The sequence below is a fragment of the Pseudomonas sp. WSY_20 genome, from assembly GCF_043104335.1.
Taxonomy (GTDB): domain Bacteria; phylum Pseudomonadota; class Gammaproteobacteria; order Pseudomonadales; family Pseudomonadaceae; genus Aquipseudomonas; species Aquipseudomonas parafulva_B.
Map to the genome: position 1 here is coordinate 1 of NZ_JBICKP010000076.1, position 17,600 is coordinate 17,600.

The window sequence follows — 17,600 nt, forward strand, 5'->3', positions numbered from 1 at the left end:
GTTTCGTCTCAACCGAGGCGCGCATTCTACGCTTTCCTCGTTGCCTGTCAAGCGTTTATTTTGAAGTTTATTTCGAGAAAATCGTTCAGCTTCAAAGGCTTGCAGTACTCCAGTGCGTCTACTTGATGCCCGACTGCGCTGGAGTGCGGCGAATTATAGACACTAATTTCGTAGCGTCAAGCATTAATCTTATCCGAACGTCATTTGAGTGGAACGCTTAACACTCTATTGCTGTCTGCTACACCGTTGCGCACTATAGTGCGCAACGCCACTTCTAGGTAATCCGTCCCCATGTCCAAACCGCCTCGCAACCTGGCTAGCGTGCTGTTCCCAATCGGCCTGCTGCTCATCGCCATGGCATCGATTCAGACCGGTGCTTCGATCGCCAAAAGCATGTTCCCACTCATTGGCGCACAAGGCACGACCTCACTGCGACTGATTTTCGCCAGTTTGATAATGGTTGCGCTGCTACGGCCATGGCGAGCACGCTTCACTACTCGCACCCTGCGTAACGTCCTTATCTATGGCTTGGCGCTCGGCGGAATGAATTTCCTCTTCTATATGTCCCTGCAGACGGTGCCCATTGGCATTGCGGTGGCACTCGAATTCACCGGCCCACTGGCAGTTGCCATATTCGCCTCACGTCGCGCCATCGACTTCATCTGGATCGCGCTGGCCATTTTCGGCCTGCTGATGTTGCTGCCCGCAGGCCATGACGGACAGGCGCTGGATCCACTGGGCGCCTGCTACGCAATCGGCGCGGGGGCGTGCTGGGCACTTTATATAGTCTTCGGCCAACGCGCCGGTGCCGAACATGGCGTGCAGAGCGCAGCGCTGGGAGTGGTGGTCGCTGCACTGTTCATCGCACCGATCGGCATCGTGCATGCCGGTAGCCTGCTGCTGACGCCCGCGGTCATCCCCATGGCGATCGCTGTAGCGGTATTGTCTACCGCCCTCCCCTATAGCCTGGAAATGGTTGCGCTCACGCGCATGCCCGCTCGTACCTTCGGCACCCTCATGAGCATCGAGCCTGCCTTCGGTGCCTTGTCCGGGCTGTTGTTCCTGGGCGAGGTCCTGTCATTTACCCAATGGCTGGCCGTAGGCGCCATTATCGCGGCTTCCGTGGGCACGACGTTGTCCATGCGCCATAGCCCAGAACCGACGATGGTCGCGGATTGACACGGGAAAACTTTTCGTTGAAAGCTGCATGGGTGTTGTGGCGTCACCGCTCGCTGATTAAGCTGTCCCAGCGCAGTCGAACAGGGACGCTGTACTCTTCAGGATGAACCCGAGCGAAAATGACGGACCCAGGTAGCTGATCCGTCCTGCATTTAAGGACAGGAATGAAACGTATTTTGCTCATCCTGGCCATCTTGGCTATTGCTGGATGTGCCGCCACGGCGAAAACCGAGGTCAAACGGGGCAAGAAAGGCCTGCATATCAACTGCTCCGGCCTGTCTTCTTCGTGGGACAACTGCTACAGCAAGGCCGCTAGCGCCTGCACCACTCGCGGATACCGCGTCGTCGCCCGTTCAGGCGACAGCGACGAAGAGGACGGCGATTATCTATTTGGCATCAACCCTGCCGGCTACACCAGCCGCAGCATGATCGTCATTTGCAAGTGACCGGGGCAGCCTGATGGCTGCCCCCATATGCCTTAGATCGCCTCAGTACGTGATAACAACCACGCCAGCGCCTTTCCTTCCAGCAGTGGGGCCAATCGCTCGCGCACCATGGCATGGTAACTATTGAGCCAGCAAACCTCCTGCTCAGTCAGCCGCTGCGGCAGCAAGCAACGCGTATCGATGGGGCACAGCGTCAGGGTCTCGAAATCGAGAAATTCACCGAATGCACTGCGGCCGGCGCTTCGCGCGGCGACCAGGTTTTCAATCCGCACCCCCCATTGCCCAGGTCGGTAGGTGCCAGGCTCGATTGAACTGATCATGCCTTCTTGCATGGCGGTCTGCGGCGCGGCCGCTGCCTGATAGGCAATCACCTGAGGCCCTTCATGAACATTCAGGAAATAGCCCACTCCATGGCCGGTGCCGTGGCCGTAATCGACCTGGTCGGCCCAGAGGGGCGCACGGGCTATGGCGTCAAGCATGGGCGACAGCACGCCCCGCGGGAAGGTCGCCCGCGACAGCGCTATCATGCCTTTTAGCACACGGGTGCAATCGAGCTTCTGCAGGTCGCTCGGTTGCCCGATGGGGACCATACGCGTGATATCCGTGGTCCCACCCAGGTATTGGCCGCCAGAGTCAATGAGTAGCAGGCCGTCGCCCTTGATCACTGCGTGTGACTGATCAGTGGCCCGATAGTGGGGCATCGCACCATTGGCATTGAACGCAGCAATGGTCGAGAAGCTCAACGAGACGAAGCCCGGTCGCCTGACGCGCGCCGCGGTGAGTTGCTCATCGACGGTCAGTTCGGTCACCACCTGGGTCGCGAGCGCTTCTTCAAACCAGGCGAAAAATTCGCACAAGGCCGCGCCGTCCTGCTCCATCGCCCTACGAACATGCTCAAGTTCGCCCTCAGCCTTGCACGCCTTGCTCAGGGTACTGGGATTCGAGCCTTCCACGAGCACTACCCCTTCGCCTAGCGGCTCGAGCAACCCGCACGTCACCCGCGCTGGATCCACCAACAAGCGACTACCAGGTGGCAACTGACCAAGGGCGCCGGTAGCCTCGGTGTAGGCTCGCACTTCGATGCCATCCTCGCGCAGCGCCTGACATAGAGGCTCATCGACTTTTCCCGAGGCAATGAAAAGCTGCACGCGCCGCGCATCGATCATGGCAAACGCCAGGAACACCGGATTGTAAGACACATCGCTACCGCGCAAGTTGAACAACCAGGCAATGTCATCAAGGGTGGCGATGAAATGACTGTCCGCACCTTTGGCTTGCATCGCCTGCCGCACCAGCGCCAGCTTCTGCGCACGACCCACTACTGCGTAGGGCGCAAGATGTGAATACACCGGGTTGGACGGTAGCGTCGGCCGGTCGCTCCAAACGCGACCCAGCACATCCTGGTCAGTCACCAACCTTGCGCCTCGCTGGCCAAGGCGCTCTCGCAACTGGCGAGCCGAAGCCAAAGCCATCGCACGACCATCTACGCTGGCGCACCCCTGCGGTTGCACATGTTCAGCCAACCAGTCCAGCGCGCTCGGCTGCCCGGGTGACAATTTCATCAATTCGATGCCGCTACCTGCCAGCTCTCGCTCAGCCTGCTCCCAGTAGCGGCTATCGACCCACAGCCCGGCAAACTGCTGGCTTATGACCAGGGTGCCGACCGAGCCAGTGAAGCCCGACAGCCACTGGCGGCCTTGCCAGTAGCCTGGCAGATATTCGGAAAGGTGAGGGTCTGCCGATGGAACCAGCAAGGCGTCAAGCCCTTCTGCGGCCATGGCCTTACGCGTCGCGGCAAGACGCTGGGCCGTGGTCTGTTGGAGAGTGGTGTGCACGATCATGCCCTTATCAGTGGCGACATCCGGTATGCCTGAGCGCTTGATGATGGAATAGCTGCCCGCGGCCTGCAATCAGCAATCTCCGTGCTGAACGCTTCTGAGAAAGGGCCTACGCCGGACCATACCATTGATCCTGCCATGCTGAACTTCACCAACGTCCCGGATTCAGAGGCAGTACAGCTCGCCTTGCAAGAGGGATCGTCATGCCCAGTGCCTGTCATCGCAAACAGGGCGTCGTGGTACTCGACACTCGGCCTCACACGCCCGACCACGAGCACGCCGTGCACCGTAAGCTATCGGAAGGCTTCGCACAGTTGCTGGACTGCTCTGTGGTGGACCTGCACGAAGCGCCACAGGCGGACGCTTCGTATTACTACATGCTCACCCAGCCTTTGGTCGACACCGCAGATCTGACAGCACTGGGTATAAAAAGCGAAGCCGATTTTTTCGGCGGTGCCGTCGCTCATCCGTTCATGTCCACCAAGGCCATTTCACACCCTCTGCCGCCAGGTGCTCCACCGAAGCCTGATTGGCCTGAGGCATTTGCCCGGCAGGCCTGGGACGCGCTGCTCAAGGGCTACACCGTATTCGACAAGGCCACCGCCCGGCACGCCGCACAACTGTTGTTGATCACAGGGCCTGTACGACTGAAACCCGTACGCGCATGCGCGGGTCGAGGGCAGGCCGTGTTCTCCACGCTCGAAGAACTTGAACCCCTACTCTGTGCGGTGGATGACGCAGAACTCTTGATTTGGGGCCTGGTGATGGAACAGAACCTGAGCAACGTCGAGACGTTCAGCGTCGGCCAGGTACGGGTTGCAGGCTTGGTCTGCAGCTATTACGGCACACAGCAACTCACCCAGGATCACCAAGGTATCGAGGTGTACGGCGGCTCTGACCTGACCTTCGTACGAGGAGGCTTTGCGTCTCTGCTGGCCGGCCCCTTGGAAAAGAGCGTTCGCCTGGCGATCGAGCAGGCAATGACTTATGACCAAGCGGCCGATCGACATTTACCAGGCTTCATCGCCTCACGCCGCAATTACGACATCGCCCGCGGCACCGACACCAAAGGCGGCATTTGCAGTGGCGTGCTGGAACAATCCTGGCGGATGGGCGGTGCCAGCAGCGCCGAATTGCTCGCCCTTCAGGCATTCGCTGCCAACGCCAGGGTCGATCGAGTGCGGGCTAGCACCCACGAAGTCTTCGGCACGCCCGCGCTACCGGCGGATGCCACACTTTTCTACCAAGGAAACGACAGTGAACTCGGACAACTCACCAAATACGCGCGGCTGCGACACGTTGGCCATTCAGAGTGAGACGATAGAGCTGCCGGTGAACGGGGATACCATCTGCGCGACGCTGGTCAGCCCGGGCAGCAAAATCCCCGGCATCCTGTTCGTCCACGGCTGGGGCGGCAGCCAGCAGCGTGACCTTGCCAGAGCGCGACACATCACAGGACTTGGCTGCGTCTGCATGACCTTCGATCTGCGCGGCCACGAGAAAACCCAAAGTCAGCGACTGACGGTAACGCGAGAGCAGAATCTGCAGGATCTGCTAACAGCCTACGATCAGCTCATTAGCCACCCCACTGTGGACCCCAACGCCATCGCCGTGATCGGCAGCAGCTACGGCGGCTACCTGGCTACCTTGTTGACCTCGATGCGCCCGGTCCGCTGGCTGGCCCTGCGGGTACCGGCCATGTACTGGGACGAAGAGTGGAATACGCCCAAGCAGTCCCTGGACCGACAACGGCTCAATGACTATCGCCGTCGCCCCTTGGCGCCGTCTGACAACCGTGCTCTGGCCGCCTGCGCCGAGTTTACCGGCGATGTTCTGCTGGTCGAATCCGAGCATGATGACTACGTACCCCACAGCACGCTGATGAATTACCGATCAGCCTTCGGCAGTGCCCACTCGCTCACCCACCGGATTGTCGACGGCGCCGACCACGGCCTGTCCACCGAAGAGAGCCAGAAGGCCTACAGTGCGCTGCTGGCGGCATGGATCAGCGAAATGGTCATTGGTGCTCGCCTGGACCGCTATCCCCACTACGCACCCTGGTACGCGTGAAGCTCACTCCACCTGACAGTACAACGCTCCGTCTGGATGGCGAGCCAGACACCGCAGGGCCGTGAAAGCAGCAAAGTTCACGGCGCTGGCGTGATACTGCTGGAGGAGACCCAGAAACGAACCGTCCAGCACTTGCTCGATAGCCGCCTCACAGGCCTCCCGGTTGGTCCACTGCAGCGACTGAAGCAGACAATTGCCATCTTCGCTCACCTGAACGCTGACCGCCCGGAGGTCTTCAAAGCGCGCTGCCAGTGACTCACTGCGCTGCATCAATGCCTGGGCCAATGCTTGCTGAAAGACGACGGCGACCCGATATTCGATCATCTGGTTGTACCAAATGGCTGAGACACTTCCTGACATCGACAACCTCCTGACAGGGAATACACATCGCAATGCCCGGAAGGTTAAAACCTCAACCAATCTCGAGGTCAAGAGGGTCGCTACGCCATGCACCCCGTCCCTCAGGCGTTGAAGTCACGCCCTGCCGTCGAAATGCACTGGGGGTGATGCCTGTGGCGCGCTGAAATACCTTGCGAAACGCACCGGGGTCGCGATAACCGACATCCCAAGCGATCTGGTCGACTGTCCTGCGTGTGAACTCAAGCAAACGTGCTGCCCGGCATACTCTGATCTGCTGACAGTACTCGGTGGGGCGCAAGCCTGTAGCCAAGCGAAACCGCCTCAAAAACGTGCGCGGCTCCAGGCTGGCGCACGCTGCCATCGCTGCGAGGCCCGCCGTCCGCGCGCCCGTAGCCTGCAACCAGTGCTGTACCTTCAGGACCGCTTCATCGCCATGATCAAGCAACGGGTTGAGGCAAGTGCCGGGCAAAGCGGCAGGTATCGGATCTACCGCCAGAAAGTTCGCAGTTTCAGCGGCAACGGTATTGCCCATAAATCGCTGCACCAAACTCAGGCCCAGACTGGTCCAGGCCATCAGGCCAGCGGAGCTGACGATATCGCCGTCGTCGAGCAACACCTGTTGAGCCTCAGCCCTGATGTGCGGGTAACGCGCCTTCAGTAGCTGCACATGATTGCGATGGGCGCATGCGGTGCGTCCATCCAGCAGACCGCAGTCGGCTATGAAGAAAACCCCGATGCACACCGAGGCCAGAACGGTGCCTTCCTGGTGCAATCGGCACAAAGCCGAGCGATGGCGAGCCAGGCAGGCATCGTGGGGAACGGCGTGCAAACTTGGCGGGATGATCAGAACACGCAGTCTCGCATCACTGTCATCCCCTGAAGGAGCCTCAGGCAGCAGTTCTTCCTCTGCACCCACACCCCATACGCTGATACGCACACGAGGCGCTTGGGCCGCACCCAACCCGTCAGCCATACGGTTAGCCACGTCGAACAGGTCGTGCAGGCCGTGGATCGCTGCCTCCTGCGCATCGGGATAGCGAAGCAGGCCAATCTCGATAAAACGAGCCATGTCAGTTTTGCCCCGCATAGTGTCTTTCGCGCCGATTCACCCCTATCACGCGACAGCCTATAACTAAGCAACAGTCAAAACCACTACCCCCGGAGGCAACATGAACACTCACGCACTGATCATCATCGACATCCAGAATGACTATTTCGCAGGCGGCAAATGGCCTCTGGAAGGTGTCGAGCGCGCCGCTGAAAATGCGGCCCGCCTGCTCCAGGCTGCCCGCGACGCGAACGACCTCATCGTGCATGTACGCCACGAGTTCGACAGCGCCGACGCCCCCTTTTTTGCTCCAGGCTCTTCGGGCGCAGCCATTCACCCAAGTGTTCAGCCGATGCCTGGAGAGACTGTGATTCTCAAACACAAGGTCAACGCTTTTCTCTCGACCGATCTTGCGCCGACGCTCGAGCGCCAGGGCATCAGGTCGCTGACTGTCGTGGGCAGCATGAGCCACATGTGCATCGATGCAGCGGTGCGCGCAGCAGCTGACCTCGGGTACGAAGTCACGGTCGCCCATGATGCCTGCGCCACGCTGGCCCTGGAGTTCAACGGCAAAAGGGTACCTGCTGCACAGGTGCATGAGGCATCGATGGCTGCACTGGCGTTCGCCTATGCCTCGGTGCGCAGCACCGATGCATTGCTCCAAGAGGCTGCTGGCCACGCCTGATCGCCACTTTAGATCACTACATTGCGTACAAACTTCACTGCGACCGCGCCATCGTTGCGATAGGCGTAACGGCAATTGCTGGCGAATACGTGAAAGCGTCCCTGCTCGAGTCGGTGCTCGACACCCTCGATAATCAGCGTTAGTACACCTTCGACCACGTAGATCTGCTCGCTCCAGCCTTCGGCATCTGCCTCGCTGCGATAGTGTTCGCCGACCGCCAGCGTCCATTCCCACAGCTCAACTTCGCGACGGGCCATGCTGCTTGCCAGCAGGATGGCCCGGCTTTGCGGATGCTCACCCGCCCAGGCCAGCGCTTCGATACGACCAGGGTTACGCTGGTCAGGCGCCTGGATCAATGTGCTGAACGCCACCCCGAGCGCCTCGGCGATGAGGTCGAGCGTGGTGAGGCTGACATTTTTCTCGCCAGCCTCAATCGCCACCAGCATGCGACGGCTGACACCTGAACGCTCGGCCAAGGTTGCCTGGCTGATGCCAGCAGCGTTGCGCAGACTGCGAACATTCAAGCTCACGTGTTGCAGCACCGAAGCACGATGCGAGGCGTCGTTGTGCACTATATTGCTCACCCCTAGTTGTTGCGCAGTATACTGCCCACTTTGCGCCGATTGTGCGCCCTGTCCTACGAGCCTGCAACCGCATGAATAAGTCACGCCCGCAACGTCCCACCTTTTCGTTCCGTCTTAGCAAAGCCGAGTGGGTACTGGTGTTCATCACCATGTTATGGGGCGGTACATTCCTGCTGGTGCACAACGTGATGACCGTCAGTGGCCCCATGTTTTTCGTGGGCTTGCGCTTCGCCGCGGCTGCCCTGTTCGTCGGCATGGTCTCGGCCCGCGCCTTGCCAGGGTTAACCCTTGTCGAATTCAAGGCAGGCCTGTCGATTGGCGTATTGATCATGTTGGGCTACGGCCTGCAGACCATGGGCCTGCAGACGATCAGCAGCAGCCAGTCGGCGTTCATCACGGCGCTCTACGTGCCCTTCGTACCCTTACTGCAGTGGCTGGTGCTGGGTCGGCGCCCGGGCCTGATGCCCAGCCTTGGGATCGGCCTGGCATTCGTTGGGTTGGTCCTGCTCGCCGGGCCGCAGGCCGGTAGCCTGCACATGAGCGAAGGCGAGGTAGTGACATTGGTGAGCGCCGTCGCCATCGCCGGCGAAATCATTCTGATCAGCCGCTTTGCCGGGCGCGTCGACGTTCGCCGCGTTACTGTGGTGCAACTGGCAACGGCCTCGGCACTGGCATTCATGATGATGCTGCCTACCCAGGAATCGGTACCCGATTTCTCTTGGCTTTTGCTGAGCAGTGCGATTGGCTTGGGCCTGATGAGCGCGATCATCCAGGTGGCGATGAACTGGGCACAAAAATCGGTATCACCCACCCGGGCCACGTTGATCTATGCCGGTGAGCCAGTGTGGGCCGGCCTCGTCGGACGGCTAGCGGGAGAGCGCCTGCCAGGGTTGGCATTGTTGGGCGGCCTGCTGATCGTCATCGCCGTGGTCATCAGCGAGTTGCGCGTGCGCCGCAGGCCAGAATCTGCTGGTACTGAACTTGCACAGAATGAACGTCAACTCAAGACCGGTCTCTAAAGCTCCGACTATCCTCTGTAAAAAACTGTTATAAAAAAACAGCCTGTCACAGCCCTTTTGTAGGATTCTGCGACAGGTTGTGTGTTGGTCGATGACCCGTTCGGCACGTATGATCCTTTGAAAACCTCTCAGAATAGAACTCTATGTCTTTGATAGTGCTATTGCTTCTGCCGTTCGTGGGCAGTTTGCTGGCAGCCGCGCTGCCGCACAACGCACGTAACGCCGAGTCCATACTCGCCGGGCTCGTGGCCTTGGTCGGCACCGTCCAGGTAGCACTTCTCTATCCACAGGTGGCCCACGGTGGGGTCATTCGTGAAGAATTCCTGTGGCTACCTAGCCTTGGGCTCAACTTCGTACTGCGCATGGACGGCTTTGCCTGGCTGTTCTCACTGCTGGTGCTGGGCATCGGTACGTTGGTGTCTCTGTACGCGCGCTACTACATGTCGCCACAAGACCCAGTGCCGCGATTCTTTGCCTTCTTCCTTGCATTCATGGGCGCCATGCTCGGGCTGGTGTTGTCGGGCAACGTTCTGCAACTGGTGTTTTTCTGGGAGCTCACCAGCCTCTTCTCCTTCCTCTTGATTGGCTACTGGCATCACCGGGCCGACGCGCGCCGTGGCGCCTACATGGCGCTGATGGTCACTGGTGCCGGTGGCTTGTGCCTGCTGGTAGGGGCGCTGCTGCTCGGCCATGTGGTGGGCAGCTACGACCTGGACAAGGTCCTGGCTGCAGGTGACACCATACGCCAGCACGCACTTTACCCAGTGCTGTTGCCGCTTATCCTGATCGGCGCCCTGAGCAAGAGCGCGCAATTTCCCTTCCACTTCTGGCTGCCCCATGCCATGGCGGCGCCCACGCCGGTGTCGGCGTACCTGCACTCGGCAACCATGGTCAAGGCCGGCGTATTTTTGCTGGCGCGCCTATGGCCAGTGCTGTCGGGCACCGACGAATGGTTCTGGATAGTCGGTGGTGCTGGCGCGCTGACGCTACTGCTCGGTGCCTTCGCAGCGATGTTCCAGAATGACCTCAAGGGCCTTCTGGCCTATTCGACTATCAGCCACCTGGGCCTCATCACGCTGTTGTTGGGGCTGAACAGCTCGTTGGCCGCCGTGGCGGCGGTCTTTCACATTCTCAATCACGCGACCTTCAAGGCATCGCTGTTCATGGCCGCCGGCATTATCGACCACGAAAGTGGTACGCGTGACATCCGGCGCCTGAGCGGCTTGGTCCGACTGGTTCCCTACACGGCCACCCTAGCCATGGTCGCCAGCGCCTCCATGGCGGGGGTGCCGCTAATGAACGGCTTCCTGTCCAAGGAAATGTTCTTCGCCGAAACCGTGTTCATCACCTCCAGCGCCTGGGTCGAGGCCATGCTTCCGGTGATCGCCACCCTGGCCGGCACATTCAGCGTGGCCTATGCGCTGCGCTTCACGGTCGATGTGTTTTTCGGCCCCACTGCCCAGGACCTGCCGCATACACCCCACGAACCCCCGCGCTGGATGCGCGCGCCGGTCGAGCTGCTGGTGCTGACATGCCTGGTGGTCGGCATTTTCCCCGCCCAGTCCGTAGGCCCCTTGCTAGCCGCTGCGGCACTGCCGGTGGTAGGGGGTACGCTACCCGAGTACAGCCTGGCCATCTGGCACGGCTGGAATGCGCCCTTGATCATGAGCCTGGTGGCCATGAGTGGTGGCGTGGTCCTGTACCTGCTGTTGCGCAAGCAACTGCGACGTGGCCGCTTCCCCTGCCCTCCCGTGATGGGCCGATTCGATGGCAAGCGTCTCTTTGAGTATGGCCAGGTGCAGTTGATGCTGATGGCGCGACGTATCGAGCACCTGCTTACCAGCCGGCGCCTGCAGGCGCAGTTGTTCATGCTGGTGGTGGCCGCCTTCCTCGCGGGCCTGACACCCATGCTCCACAGTGGCCTGACTTGGGGCGAGCGGCCGAAGATCCCAGGTTCAGGGGTGTTCGTCGCACTCTGGATGATCGCCATTGCCTGCGCGATCGGCGCGGCCTACCAAGCCAAGTACCACCGCCTGGCGGCCCTGACCATGGTCAGTGTGTGCGGCTTGATGACCTGTATCACGTTTGTGTGGTTTTCCGCACCTGATCTTGCCCTGACCCAGTTGGTCGTCGAAGTGGTGACCACTGTCCTGATCCTTCTTGGCCTGCGTTGGCTTCCACGTCGTATCGAGGGTGTATCCCCTCTGCCTGGCAGGTTCGACCGCGCCCGCGTGCGTCGCCTGCGCGACCTGCTACTGGCGGTGCTGGTGGGTGCCGGCATGGCCGTGCTGTCCTACGCCATGCTGACCCGCCCTACGCCTAATGACATCTCTTCGTTCTACCTGAGCCGTGCGCTGCCCCAAGGTGGTGGCACCAATGTGGTCAACGTGATGCTGGTGGATTTCCGCGGCTTCGATACCCTGGGCGAAATCACCGTGCTGGTCGCGGTGGGGTTGACCGTTTTCGCGCTTCTGCGTCGCTTCCGCCCACCCAAGGAAAGCATGCAATTGCCGACCCAGCAGCGCCAACTGGCACCTGATGTCGTCACCGACCTGATCAACCCGCGCCACGCTGCCGATACCGCTCTGGGCTTCATGATGGTGCCCGCCGTGCTGGTGCGCCTGTTGCTGCCCATCGCGCTGCTGGTATCGATGTACCTGTTCATGCGTGGTCATAATCAGCCGGGCGGCGGATTCGTCGCCGGGTTGGTGACTTCGGTGGCGTTCATTCTGCAATACATGGTCGCAGGCACCCAGTGGGTAGAAGCGCAAATGCGCTTGCGGCCCTTGCGCTGGATGGGCACTGGTCTGCTCTGTGCAACCTTGACCGGTGGCGGCGCTATCGTGCTCGGTTACCCGTTCCTGACCACCCATACGGCGCACCTGCATCTTCCTCTGCTCGGAGACATCCATCTGGCAAGCGCATTGTTCTTCGACGTCGGTGTGTTCACCGTGGTCGTCGGATCGACCCTTTTGATACTCACGGCCCTGGCCCACCAGTCGGTACGTGCCTATCGCCCGGCCAGTCCAGGCAAGACCCGTAAAGCAGGAGCCGCCTGATGGAAGAAGTGATCGCAGTGGCCATTGGCGTGCTTGCCGCCTCCGGAGTCTGGTTGGTGCTGCGCCCGCGCACATACCAGGTGATCATGGGCTTGTGCCTGCTTTCCTATGGGGTCAACCTTTTCATTTTCAGCATGGGCAGCCTGTTCATCGGCAAGGAGCCCATCATCAAGGAAGGCGTTACCCAGGACCTGTTGCACTACACCGATCCGCTGCCACAGGCCTTGGTACTCACGGCAATCGTCATCAGCTTCGCCATGACCGCCCTGTTTCTCGTGGTACTGCTGGCATCGCGCGGCCTGACCGGTACCGACCACGTAGATGGCCGGGAGCGTGAGGAATGAGCGGCATGAGCCAACTGATCGTTGCCCCTATCCTGCTGCCGTTGATTACAGCGGCAGTCATGTTGCTGCTGGGCGAAAAGCGTCGATTGATCAAGGCACGGCTGAACCTGCTGTCGACCTTCGCCGGTCTTGGCATTGCCATCAGCCTGCTGCTTTGGGTCCGTACCCAGGGCCAGGCAGAATCGATCGGCGTCTACCTGCCGGGCAACTGGCCAGCCCCGTTTGGCATCGTGCTGGTGGTGGACCACCTGTCGGCGCTGATGCTGACCCTGACCGGCGTCATCGGGCTAAGCGCCCTGCTGTTCGCACGGGCACGCTGGGATGGCGCCGGTGCAAGTTTTCATGCGCTGTTCCAGATTCAGCTGATGGGCCTGTACGGCGCATTCCTGACGGCAGACCTGTTCAATCTGTTCGTGTTCTTCGAAGTACTGTTGGCAGCTTCATACGGCCTTCTGCTGCACGGATCCGGCCGCGCACGTGTGCGAGCCGGCCTGCACTACATCGCCGTCAACCTTTTCGCCTCCTCGTTGTTCCTGATTGGCGCGGCAATGCTGTATGGCGTGACGGGTACGCTGAATCTTGCGGACCTTGCCCTGAAGATTCCGCTGGTACCCGAGGCCGACCGCGGCCTGCTGCATGCAGGCGCAGCGATTCTGGCCATGGCGTTCCTGGTCAAAGCGGGCATCTGGCCCCTGAACTTCTGGCTGGTACCAGCCTATGCGTCTGCCAGCGCGCCCGTGGCTGCCCTCTTTGCAATCATGACCAAGGTGGGGCTGTATGCGGTGCTGCGGGTGTGGACGCTGCTCTTCTCCGGGCAAGCAGGGGCATCGGCACACTTCGGGGGAGATTGGCTGGTCTACGGAGGCTTGGCGACCCTGGCCATGGCGGCGGTGTCGATCCTGGCAGCGCAGCGCCTGGAACGCATGGCGGCGTTGAGTATCCTGGTATCGGCTGGCACCTTGCTGGGGGCGGTGGGCTTTGCGCAATTGGCATTGACTGGAGCCGCGCTGTTCTACCTCGTGAATTCTACCCTGGCCTTGTGCGCATTGTTCCTGTTGGCCGAACTCATCGAGCGCTCGCGATCTGCCAATGAGTTGCCATTGGACGAGGAAGAAGACGCCATGCCGGCCTTACTGGAATCACTTCACCCTCCAAAAGGGATCAACCTCGATGATGACCAGAAGGCCGTCATCGGTCAGGTCATTCCCTGGACCATGGCATTCCTGGGCTTGAGCTTCATCGCCTGCGCCTTGTTGATCATCGGCATGCCACCCCTTTCAGGCTTCGTCGCCAAGCTCAACCTCATCAGTGCCTTGTTCAACCCCAACGGCCTGGGCGTTCCGAGCCAATACACCCTCGGTGCCGCTGGCTGGGGCCTTGTGGCCCTGCTTGTACTGTCGGGAATGGCATCGCTGATCGCATTCGGACGCGTTGGCATCCAACGTTTCTGGAAACCCGAAGAGCGACCCTCTCCGGTGCTCAGGCGTTTTGAATGCCTTCCGATCGTGATCCTGCTGGGCCTGTGCATGCTGCTCAGCTTCAAGGCCGAGCCGCTGCTGCGCTACAGCCTGGACACAGCTGCCAGCCTTCAGGCGCCTGATGCCTACATCGATGCAGTCATGGCAGCGCAGCCAAAACCTGGTCCTACCTCGCTCGACGTTCAGGGGCAGCCATGAGCCGACTATTTCCCGCTCCTCTGCTATCGGCATGCCTGTTCGGCCTGTGGCTGTTGCTCAACCTGTCGCTGAGTCCGGGTAACCTCATCCTCGCCGCCGTACTAGGGATACTGGCTCCGCTGCTGATGGCACCCTTGCGGCCGCAACATGCCCATGTCCGACGCCCCCTGGTCATCGTCAAGCTGATAGGCCGGGTTGGCGTAGACGTCATCCTGTCCAACTTGCAGGTCGCTCGCGGCGTGCTGGGTGCTGGGGCGCGGCCGCCACGCTCAGTCTTCGTTCATATCCCCCTGGACCTGCGTGAACCCCATGGGCTTGCAGCGCTGTCCATGATCACGACGGTGATCCCTGGAACCATCTGGTCGGAACTGGCCCTGGACCGTAGCGTGCTACTGCTGCACGTATTCGATCTGGATGATGAAGCGGCGTTCGTCCAGCATTTCAAGGACGTCTATGAGCGTCCCTTGATGGAGATTTTTCAATGAGTGGACTGCTCGCCAACGCTGTTCTTGTCAGCTTGTTCATCTTTGCGCTGGCTATGTGCCTAACCCTGCTTCGGCTATTCCGAGGGCCTTCGGCTCAAGACAGGGTTTTGGCTCTAGATTACCTGTACATTCTAGCAATGCTGACCATGCTGGTGCTGGGCATCAGGTATGCCAGTGACACGTATTTCGAAGGGGCGTTGCTCATTGCGTTGTTTGGCTTCGTGGGCTCCTTCGCCTTGGCCAAGTTCCTGCTGCGTGGAGAGGTGATCGAATGACCGAGACACTCAATCTACCGTTCTGGCTCGAAATGATCACAGCCATACTGCTGGTAGCTGGCAGCCTTTTTGCGCTGATCGGTGCGATTGGCCTACTGCGCCTGAAAGACTATTTCCAACGCATGCATCCCCCGGCACTGGCCTCGACCATAGGCGCCTGGTGCGTCGCGCTTGGCTCGATTATCTATTTTTCGTGGTTGAAGGAATCGCTGGTGCTGCATGCATGGCTGATTCCCGTGCTGCTATCGATCACGGTGCCAGTGACTACCTTGTTACTGGCCCGCGCAGGGCTGTTTCGCAAGCGTCAGGCCAAAGAGCCGGTACCCGAGGAGGTCAGCAGCGGCCTGGATCGTGGTAACTGACCGCGCTTAGCCTGGCTGCTTACTCAGCCGCTGCAGTGCTCGCCTGACCATGGCTACGTAATGGGGCGGGCCCTGGGTATACAACTCGGCGGCTACCCAATCCAACCATCGCCCGCCCACCGCTTCACGTGCTGCGAGCAGCCGCTGCGCCTCGGCCATGGCGCGCGCCTGGTGCTCACGGTGATAGTGTTCCCGTGATCCAGGCGCTTGCTCTGGCAGCGTCACTCGCTTGCCTTGAACGTCGTCAGCTCACCCTTGCGCCATTTCGCAACCTTGCCGGTTACAGCCTTCAACAGCTTGCCTAGCCCTTCCTGAACTTGCTGCTCGGCGGCAAACACCAGCATCACGCCATGGCCTTCCCGCAATACGATCCCCTCGCCTTCCGGAACCGATACGAACGCGTAGTCGCCAACGCCGTAGACATTGAGCTTGATATCGCGAAAACGCATTTCCAGCTTGCCGCCTTCGCGGCTGGGCAGCACGGCGGCACGAAAATGGTCGCCGACTTTCAATTCAAGGCGCTGCTTGTCATCGACCACCAGCGCATTTTGCGTGTCGATCTCGGCCATGTAGAGGCCATCAGGGTTTTGCTCAGTGACATAGACGAATCGACCCTGGAACAACTGGGCCAGTTTCCCGCGCAAATCGCCAAGGGCGAATAACGCGTGTGTATCAAGAGTGCTGACTGCCAATGAAGTAATCCTCAACCGTTTACAACCCGCCCTCGCAGGAGCTCGCGAAGCACGGCCATTTCAAATCGATAGGCAATGAGATTAATAAAACGCTGGGCGACATGTCTGTGCCCGCTGACGATGCAGCGTGCAGGATTTTTTACTCTAACGGCCGGCGTTGCTGTCGCTTGCATACCCTTGGGCAATGCCCAAGCGCTACCGGCGTAACGTCTGACATTGCACGTCCATGAAAATGCGATTCCGGATGGGTGCGTGGTCTTGGCGCCTGATGGCGACTCGCACACTGTTGTCGGTGGGGATATCCGAAGACAGTGAAATCCATGAGAGACGCCCTGTTTTAACAGGCTTGCCGGTTATTGCGCAACTGCTCCGGGCAAATTGCATGGGTCGTTGCGGCTTGATTTGCGAAATGCAAAAAGCCCCACGAATCGCTCCATGGGGCTTGGCAACCTGACCGGCTCAGGCCTGACGCTGATGGCGATCAAGCTGCTCGTGGCGCTCTTGTGCTTCGATGCAGTACTTGGTGGTTGGACTGATCAGCAAGCGCTTAAGACCAATTGGTTCACCGCTGTCGTCGCACCAGCCGAAGCTCTCGTCGGCAATACGGTCAAGCGCCATCTCCAGTTGCGGAAGCAGGCGCTGATCGCGATCGATGGCATTCACCAGCCAGCTACGCTCTTCTTCGACCGATGCCACATCGGCAGGATCCGAGGGGGTATCCAGGCCTTCGATGGTGGCACGGCTCAGCTCGATGCGTTCATGGGTCTCGACTTTCATCGCTTGCAGCAGCTGAGTGAAGAAGCTCAGCTGTTCAGCGTTCATGTAGTCATCGGCCGGCATGGCCAGCAACTGTTCCTTGGTCATCGATTTCTCTATGAAAATAGGTGCATTTGGGCGATTCGTTTGCCGCTGATGCTTTGGCATCGGCAGCGGAAATTTTTCGAGCGCCAGTCGGCACTCTTTAACAAGGGGCGGCAGTCTAAGGCGCAGCGTCGCCTTGAGCAACAGCAAAATGGGGTGGCGTTGGCATTCGCTGCTTACGATCCGCCGGCCGGTGCTTGCATTTGAAGGTATAAGCGCGAGTTTGAGCAGTGCGAGTAGATTCGGCGGCATGTTTACTGCAATGCAGGAGTAACGTTGAAAATTATGATGCCTTGGAACCTCGATAACGCTATAGGGGAGCGCTTCGCACTCCATCGCGGGACAAGCCCGCTCCTACAGAGGGAGCTTTAAACATATACACATTAAAAGATTCACTGTAATAAATAGGTACGAGGCAGCAGCTACTGAGCGCATCGCAAACTTCTTTAAACTCCAGCTCAACATATATAGCTAATTCCTGCTCTTGCTCTTGCTCTTGCTCTTGCTCTTGCTCTTGCTCTTGCTCTTGCTCTTGCTCTTGCTCTTGCTCTTGCTCTTGCTCTTGCTCTTGCTCTTGCTTTGGCTTTTGATCTGGCTTTTGATCTTCGCGACTTCAG

The 17,600-nt window shown here is 59.8% G+C and carries 19 protein-coding genes; 12 read left to right on the forward strand and 7 right to left on the reverse strand.

The genetic code is table 11. From position 1 onward, the window contains the following. Nucleotides 1–291: 291 nt before the first annotated feature. On the forward strand, nucleotides 292–1,179 hold the full coding sequence (rhtA, locus tag ACF8E5_RS17915; RefSeq protein ID WP_058639771.1) for a threonine/homoserine exporter RhtA: 888 nt from the start codon (nucleotides 292–294) through the stop codon (nucleotides 1,177–1,179). Between the two features lie 164 nt (nucleotides 1,180–1,343). Continuing rightward, on the forward strand, nucleotides 1,344–1,625 hold the full coding sequence (locus ACF8E5_RS17920) for a hypothetical protein (RefSeq protein WP_023534016.1): 282 nt from the start codon (nucleotides 1,344–1,346) through the stop codon (nucleotides 1,623–1,625). 32 nt (nucleotides 1,626–1,657) lie between these two features. Here ACF8E5_RS17920 and ACF8E5_RS17925 read toward each other — a convergent pair whose 3' ends face one another. Continuing rightward, entirely contained in the window at nucleotides 1,658–3,466 is a 1,809-nt protein-coding gene (locus tag ACF8E5_RS17925; protein ID WP_145257514.1) for an aminopeptidase P family protein, read from the reverse strand. 194 nt (nucleotides 3,467–3,660) lie between these two features. On the opposite strand from ACF8E5_RS17925, the gene ACF8E5_RS17930 reads away from it, so the two are divergent. Then, nucleotides 3,661–4,779, forward strand: coding sequence for a DUF3182 family protein (locus ACF8E5_RS17930; protein WP_392475608.1), 1,119 nt, complete (start codon nucleotides 3,661–3,663; stop codon nucleotides 4,777–4,779). Further along, a complete protein-coding gene (locus ACF8E5_RS17935; protein WP_058639772.1) occupies nucleotides 4,763–5,533 on the forward strand; it encodes a S9 family peptidase in 771 nt (256 codons plus the stop codon). Before ACF8E5_RS17930 ends, ACF8E5_RS17935 begins: the two co-directional genes overlap by 17 nt. Before the next feature lie 3 nt (nucleotides 5,534–5,536). Here ACF8E5_RS17935 and ACF8E5_RS17940 read toward each other — a convergent pair whose 3' ends face one another. Together ACF8E5_RS17940 and ACF8E5_RS17945 are read right to left on the reverse strand one after the other, a co-directional pair. Next, nucleotides 5,537–5,893: a hypothetical protein gene (locus tag ACF8E5_RS17940; protein WP_058639769.1), complete on the reverse strand. Its 357-nt coding sequence runs from the start codon at nucleotides 5,891–5,893 to the stop codon at nucleotides 5,537–5,539. 52 nt (nucleotides 5,894–5,945) lie between these two features. After that, the gene (locus ACF8E5_RS17945) at nucleotides 5,946–6,980 is read right to left on the reverse strand and encodes a GlxA family transcriptional regulator (RefSeq protein ID WP_196186738.1); all 1,035 of its coding nucleotides are present in this window, start codon (nucleotides 6,978–6,980) and stop codon (nucleotides 5,946–5,948) included. 82 nt (nucleotides 6,981–7,062) lie between these two features. On the opposite strand from ACF8E5_RS17945, the gene ACF8E5_RS17950 reads away from it, so the two are divergent. Further along, nucleotides 7,063–7,626, forward strand: coding sequence for a cysteine hydrolase family protein (locus ACF8E5_RS17950; RefSeq protein WP_058639767.1), 564 nt, complete (start codon nucleotides 7,063–7,065; stop codon nucleotides 7,624–7,626). An 8-nt stretch (nucleotides 7,627–7,634) separates the two neighbouring features. Here the strand turns inward: ACF8E5_RS17950 and ACF8E5_RS17955 are convergent, their stop codons facing one another. Next, entirely contained in the window at nucleotides 7,635–8,198 is a 564-nt protein-coding gene (locus ACF8E5_RS17955) for a helix-turn-helix domain-containing protein (protein WP_392475607.1), read from the reverse strand. A gap of 83 nt (nucleotides 8,199–8,281) precedes the next feature. Here ACF8E5_RS17955 and ACF8E5_RS17960 point away from each other — a divergent pair, with 83 nt between their 5' ends. From ACF8E5_RS17960 to ACF8E5_RS17990, 7 genes are all read left to right on the forward strand, one after another. Next, nucleotides 8,282–9,229, forward strand: a complete 948-nt coding sequence (locus tag ACF8E5_RS17960; protein ID WP_182140624.1) for a DMT family transporter — start codon at nucleotides 8,282–8,284, stop codon at nucleotides 9,227–9,229. 143 nt (nucleotides 9,230–9,372) lie between these two features. After that, nucleotides 9,373–12,288, forward strand: a complete 2,916-nt coding sequence (locus ACF8E5_RS17965; RefSeq protein ID WP_058639764.1) for a monovalent cation/H+ antiporter subunit A — start codon at nucleotides 9,373–9,375, stop codon at nucleotides 12,286–12,288. Continuing rightward, nucleotides 12,288–12,632 (forward strand): Na+/H+ antiporter subunit C, encoded by a 345-nt coding sequence (locus ACF8E5_RS17970; protein WP_023534014.1) that lies wholly within the window; start codon nucleotides 12,288–12,290, stop codon nucleotides 12,630–12,632. The genes ACF8E5_RS17965 and ACF8E5_RS17970 overlap by 1 nt, the downstream gene beginning before the upstream one ends. Then, nucleotides 12,629–14,308, forward strand: coding sequence for a monovalent cation/H+ antiporter subunit D (locus ACF8E5_RS17975; protein ID WP_196186739.1), 1,680 nt, complete (start codon nucleotides 12,629–12,631; stop codon nucleotides 14,306–14,308). The genes ACF8E5_RS17970 and ACF8E5_RS17975 overlap by 4 nt, the downstream gene beginning before the upstream one ends. Then, complete coding sequence (locus ACF8E5_RS17980) at nucleotides 14,305–14,793, forward strand: Na+/H+ antiporter subunit E (protein WP_058605987.1); 489 nt, start codon at nucleotides 14,305–14,307, stop codon at nucleotides 14,791–14,793. The genes ACF8E5_RS17975 and ACF8E5_RS17980 overlap by 4 nt, the downstream gene beginning before the upstream one ends. After that, complete coding sequence (locus ACF8E5_RS17985) at nucleotides 14,790–15,068, forward strand: K+/H+ antiporter subunit F (RefSeq protein WP_058605988.1); 279 nt, start codon at nucleotides 14,790–14,792, stop codon at nucleotides 15,066–15,068. The genes ACF8E5_RS17980 and ACF8E5_RS17985 overlap by 4 nt, the downstream gene beginning before the upstream one ends. Next, nucleotides 15,065–15,430: a Na+/H+ antiporter subunit G gene (locus tag ACF8E5_RS17990; RefSeq protein WP_058639762.1), complete on the forward strand. Its 366-nt coding sequence runs from the start codon at nucleotides 15,065–15,067 to the stop codon at nucleotides 15,428–15,430. Before ACF8E5_RS17985 ends, ACF8E5_RS17990 begins: the two co-directional genes overlap by 4 nt. A gap of 6 nt (nucleotides 15,431–15,436) precedes the next feature. Here ACF8E5_RS17990 and ACF8E5_RS17995 read toward each other — a convergent pair whose 3' ends face one another. The 3 genes from ACF8E5_RS17995 to ACF8E5_RS18005 form a co-directional block, all read right to left on the reverse strand. After that, nucleotides 15,437–15,655: a hypothetical protein gene (locus ACF8E5_RS17995; RefSeq protein ID WP_196142941.1), complete on the reverse strand. Its 219-nt coding sequence runs from the start codon at nucleotides 15,653–15,655 to the stop codon at nucleotides 15,437–15,439. Then, entirely contained in the window at nucleotides 15,652–16,122 is a 471-nt protein-coding gene (locus tag ACF8E5_RS18000; RefSeq protein WP_196126196.1) for a hypothetical protein, read from the reverse strand. The genes ACF8E5_RS17995 and ACF8E5_RS18000 overlap by 4 nt, the downstream gene beginning before the upstream one ends. 459 nt (nucleotides 16,123–16,581) lie before the next feature. Continuing rightward, entirely contained in the window at nucleotides 16,582–16,986 is a 405-nt protein-coding gene (locus ACF8E5_RS18005) for a TraR/DksA C4-type zinc finger protein (RefSeq protein ID WP_023534004.1), read from the reverse strand. Nucleotides 16,987–17,600 lie beyond the last annotated feature (614 nt).

Excerpts from the sequence above, each read along its gene's own strand:
- rhtA (WP_058639771.1), top strand. The coding sequence starts at position 292 with ATGTCCAAACCGCCTCGCAACCTGGCTAGCGTGCTGTTCCCAATCGGC.
- ACF8E5_RS17920 (WP_023534016.1), top strand. The coding sequence starts at position 1,344 with ATGAAACGTATTTTGCTCATCCTGGCCATCTTGGCTATTGCTGGATGT.
- ACF8E5_RS17925 (WP_145257514.1), bottom strand. The coding sequence starts at position 3,466 with ATGATCGTGCACACCACTCTCCAACAGACCACGGCCCAGCGTCTTGCC.
- ACF8E5_RS17940 (WP_058639769.1), bottom strand. The coding sequence starts at position 5,893 with ATGTCAGGAAGTGTCTCAGCCATTTGGTACAACCAGATGATCGAATAT.
- ACF8E5_RS17945 (WP_196186738.1), bottom strand. The coding sequence starts at position 6,980 with ATGCGGGGCAAAACTGACATGGCTCGTTTTATCGAGATTGGCCTGCTT.
- ACF8E5_RS17950 (WP_058639767.1), top strand. The coding sequence starts at position 7,063 with ATGAACACTCACGCACTGATCATCATCGACATCCAGAATGACTATTTC.
- ACF8E5_RS17960 (WP_182140624.1), top strand. The coding sequence starts at position 8,282 with ATGAATAAGTCACGCCCGCAACGTCCCACCTTTTCGTTCCGTCTTAGC.
- ACF8E5_RS17965 (WP_058639764.1), top strand. The coding sequence starts at position 9,373 with ATGTCTTTGATAGTGCTATTGCTTCTGCCGTTCGTGGGCAGTTTGCTG.
- ACF8E5_RS17970 (WP_023534014.1), top strand. The coding sequence starts at position 12,288 with ATGGAAGAAGTGATCGCAGTGGCCATTGGCGTGCTTGCCGCCTCCGGA.
- ACF8E5_RS17975 (WP_196186739.1), top strand. The coding sequence starts at position 12,629 with ATGAGCGGCATGAGCCAACTGATCGTTGCCCCTATCCTGCTGCCGTTG.
- ACF8E5_RS17980 (WP_058605987.1), top strand. The coding sequence starts at position 14,305 with ATGAGCCGACTATTTCCCGCTCCTCTGCTATCGGCATGCCTGTTCGGC.
- ACF8E5_RS17985 (WP_058605988.1), top strand. The coding sequence starts at position 14,790 with ATGAGTGGACTGCTCGCCAACGCTGTTCTTGTCAGCTTGTTCATCTTT.
- ACF8E5_RS17990 (WP_058639762.1), top strand. The coding sequence starts at position 15,065 with ATGACCGAGACACTCAATCTACCGTTCTGGCTCGAAATGATCACAGCC.
- ACF8E5_RS18005 (WP_023534004.1), bottom strand. The coding sequence starts at position 16,986 with ATGACCAAGGAACAGTTGCTGGCCATGCCGGCCGATGACTACATGAAC.